General features: G+C 66.0%; 2 protein-coding genes and 1 pseudogene. All 3 read right to left on the reverse strand.

The window, feature by feature from the left end; all coding sequences use genetic code 11:
* Positions 1 to 1,042, reverse strand: a pseudogene (locus IBX53_RS15315) (IS3 family transposase); the annotation flags it as partial.
* Between the two features lie 170 nt (positions 1,043 to 1,212).
* Complete coding sequence (locus IBX53_RS15320; protein WP_290910995.1) at positions 1,213 to 2,112, reverse strand: hydroxymethylglutaryl-CoA lyase; 900 nt, start codon at positions 2,110 to 2,112, stop codon at positions 1,213 to 1,215.
* A 108-nt stretch (positions 2,113 to 2,220) separates the two neighbouring features.
* The coding region (locus IBX53_RS15325; protein ID WP_290910996.1) for a biotin/lipoyl-containing protein at positions 2,221 to 3,584 on the reverse strand (1,364 nt) is incomplete at its 5' end.

Below are 3,584 nucleotides of genomic sequence, written 5' to 3' on the forward strand. Positions count from 1 at the left end.
AGTCTGTCAAAAGCTTTCTTCAGCATGCCCTTCACCAGATCGAACACCGGGCGCGGCCCTGTCTGGAAGGCAATGATCTCTCCGTTATACAGATCCATGACCGGTGACAGGTAGAGCTTCTGACCATTGACCTTGAACTCGGTGATGTCTGTCACCCACCGCTGGTGGGGGCGCTGAGCCTGAAACCGACGCTGCAACGTATTGGGAGCAGCGTAACCTTCCGCCCCTCGGTAGGCACGATATCGCTTGGGGCGAACCAGGGACTTCAAGCCCAGCTGTCGCATCAGCCGCTGAACGGTCTTGTGGTTGATCATCTCTCCTGCCTGCCGCAGGACGGCGGTGATGCGCCGGTAGCCATAGCGCCCTTTGTGGCGGTCGTAGATTGCCCGGATACGCACCTTCAGCGACGCGTACCGATCCTCAGCGCCCAAGGCCTGGATCTGGTAGTAGAACGTGCTGCGCGGCAGCTCAGCCGCACGCAGCAGCAGAGCCAGCGGATGTTCATGCCTTAACCCTTGGACGGCCTGGGCTTTTTGCCCCGCGTCGCCGCCCCCTTCTCCCGGATCAAGGCATCGAGCTTTTTTAGGTAGGCATTCTCGGCACGCAGATACGCCAACTCCTTGAGCAGCTCCTCCTGGGAGCGCTCAACATCAGGCGGGGGTGGTGGGGAAGGCGGCTTCTTGGTCATCGGACGGCGCCCCTTGCGCTTTGGCTCTAGTGCAGTCAGACCACCACTATGGTACTGACGCTCCCATCTGCCAATGGCGCCGCTCTCGCGGATATCGAACAGGGCCTGCGCCTGACGCCGTGACAAGCCATCTCGCCACATCGTCTCAAGGACCTGCAGCTTGAAAGCTGCGCTGCGGTGCGTGTATTTCTTGCGCAGGCCCACCACGCCATGCTGACGGTAGCTATCCCGCCATGTCCGTACCAGAGAATGGTCCAGGCCATGCTGGCGGGCTATCTCCCTCAAGCTGGTGCCATCGCGCAAACACTGCTGTGCCACCTGCAGCTTGAACCACTCGTCATATCGATTGCTCATAAAAACACCCCGAAGGTTGGATTGGGTGTCCAACTTTCGGGGTGCAGTTCAGGCTCGGGGGCTTTTCGTTGTAGCCAACGAATTCACCATAAAAAACCCCGGCATGAGCGACATACCGGGGGCAAGGACAGAAGTCGTTTGAAAGGGCAGGGCGCTTTCGTGGCCTGCCCTCAGCGGCTGGCCAGCGCCACCCCCACCTTGGAGCGGTTGGGCCGGCCGATGGCCTGGGTGATCCAGGTGCCGGTGGCGGCAAGTGCCTCGAGGTCGATGCCGGTCTCGATGCCGAGGCCATTGAGCAGGTAGACCACGTCTTCGCTTGCCACGTTGCCCGATGCCCCTTTTGCGTAGGGGCAGCCGCCGAGGCCGGCGACGGAGCTGTCCACCACCGCGATGCCTTCCTCCATCACGGCGTAGAGGTTGGCCAGCGCCTGGCCGTAGGTGTCGTGGAAGTGGGCGGCGAGCTTGTCCATGGGCACCTCGCGGCTTACCGCCTCGAGCATGCGCTTGGCCTTGAGGGGCGTGCCCACGCCGATGGTGTCGCCCAGCGACACCTCGTAGCAGCCCATCTCATAGAGCGCCTTTGCCACCTCGGCCACCTTGGCGGGGGCGATCTCGCCCTCGTAGGGGCAGCCCAGCACGCAGGAGACGTAGCCGCGCACCCGCACGCCGGCGGCCTGGGCGCGCTCCAGCACCGGTTCGAAACGCGCCAGGGATTCGGCCACCGAGCAGTTGATGTTCTTCTGGGAGAAGGCCTCGGAGGCGGCACCGAACACCGCCACCTCCTCGACGCCGCACTCCAGCGCCGCTTCCAGCCCCTTGAGGTTGGGGGTCAGCGCCGCGTAGGTGACGCCATCCAGCCGGGCGAGGTTCTGCATCACCTCGCGGTGGTCGGCCATCTGCGGCACCCACTTGGGCGAGACGAAGCTGGCCGCCTCGATGTAGCTGATGCCGGTCGCGCCCAGGCGGTCGATCAGCTCCAGCTTGATGACGGTGCTGATCGGCTCGGGCTCGTTCTGCAGCCCGTCGCGGGGACCGACCTCGACCAGGCGCACGTATTGGGGGAATGCCATAGGGAGTTCTCCGATGGTTCTGCAGGGCGCCTGCGGCGTCATTCGCCCATTCGCCCGATAAATCGGGCTCCCACAAGGGCCTGGGTGGACCCTGCAGGAGCCTTGGCGTTACTCCTCCGGGGCGAATTCGAGCAGCACGTCGCCCTGGCCCACGGTGTCGCCGGCCTGGAAGTGGAAGCTTGCCACGTGGCCGTCGGCGGGGGCGGACATGGTGTGCTCCATCTTCATGGCTTCCATGACCATCAGCGGCATGCCCTTCTCCACCTTCTGGCCCGGCTCCACCAGCAGCGCCACCACGGTGCCGTGCATGGGGGCGGTGAGGGTGGATTCCGCCTCGTGCTGGCCGTGGTCGATGGCGTCGATGCGGCGCCAGAACAGGCGCGTCTCGCCGCGCGGGTCGACCATCACCACCACGTTGCCGTCGCGGCGCGCCTGCAGGCGGCGGCGGTGGCCGTTGAGGGTGACCGCCACGGCGTCGCCTTCCAGATGCTGGAGCGAGGCGGTGAGGGTCTCGTCGCCGATGGTCAGCTGCCAGAGGGCGTCGCCGCGCTCGCGGGTGCCATCGACCACCACCACGGCCTCGGAGTTGTCGTCGTCCTTGGCATGGGCCGGGTCGCACAGGGCGATGCGGATGGTGTGCGGGGCATTGAGACGGAAGCCGTCATGGCGATCCCAGGGGGAGTCGCTCTCGCACTCGCGTGCCAGCTGGTTGAGGCCCACCAGGGCGGCGCCGGCATACTCCTTGACGCTGTAGCGGCGGGGGGCGAACAGCGTCTCTTCGTTGCGCTCGATGAAGCGGGTATCGAGATCACACGCCTTGAAGGCCGGGTGGGTGGCCAGCCGCTGCAGGAAGGCGCGGTTGGTGACCACACCCTGCACGTCGAGTGCGGCCAGCGCCCGGTTGAGGGTGGCCAGCGCCTGGTCGCGGTCGTCGCCGTGGACGATCAGCTTGGCGAGCATCGGGTCGTAGTGCATGGAGACTTCGTCTCCGGTCTCCACGCCACTGTCCAGGCGCACCTTGGCCCGGCCCTTCTCAACAGAAAGCAGGCCGGCGCCTTGGAGATCCAGGGCGAAGCGGGTGAGCACACCGGTGGCGGGCAGGAAGTCCTGCTCCGGGTCCTCGGCGTAGAGGCGCGCCTCGAAGCTGTGGCCGGTGATGGTCAGCTCGTCCTGAGCCAGCGGCAGGCGCTCGCCCATGGCCACGCGCAGCTGCCACTCGACCAGGTCCTGGCCGGTGATCATCTCGGTGACCGGGTGCTCCACCTGCAGGCGGGTGTTCATCTCCATGAAGAAGAAGGAGCCGTCGGCATCCAGGAGAAATTCCACCGTCCCGGCGCCCACGTAGCCGATCTCGCGGGCGGCGCGCACGGCGGCCTCGCCCATCTCGCGGCGCAGCGCGTCGGACATGCCCGGGGCCGGGGCTTCTTCCAGCACCTTCTGGTGGCGGCGCTGCACGGAGCAGTCGCGCTCGA

The organism is Halomonas sp., from assembly GCF_014859505.1.
GTDB lineage: Bacteria > Pseudomonadota > Gammaproteobacteria > Pseudomonadales > Halomonadaceae > Halomonas.

Coding starts and splice junctions, on each gene's coding strand:
- IBX53_RS15320 (WP_290910995.1), bottom strand. CDS start 2,112: ATGGCATTCCCCCAATACGTGCGCCTGGTCGAGGTCGGTCCCCGCGAC.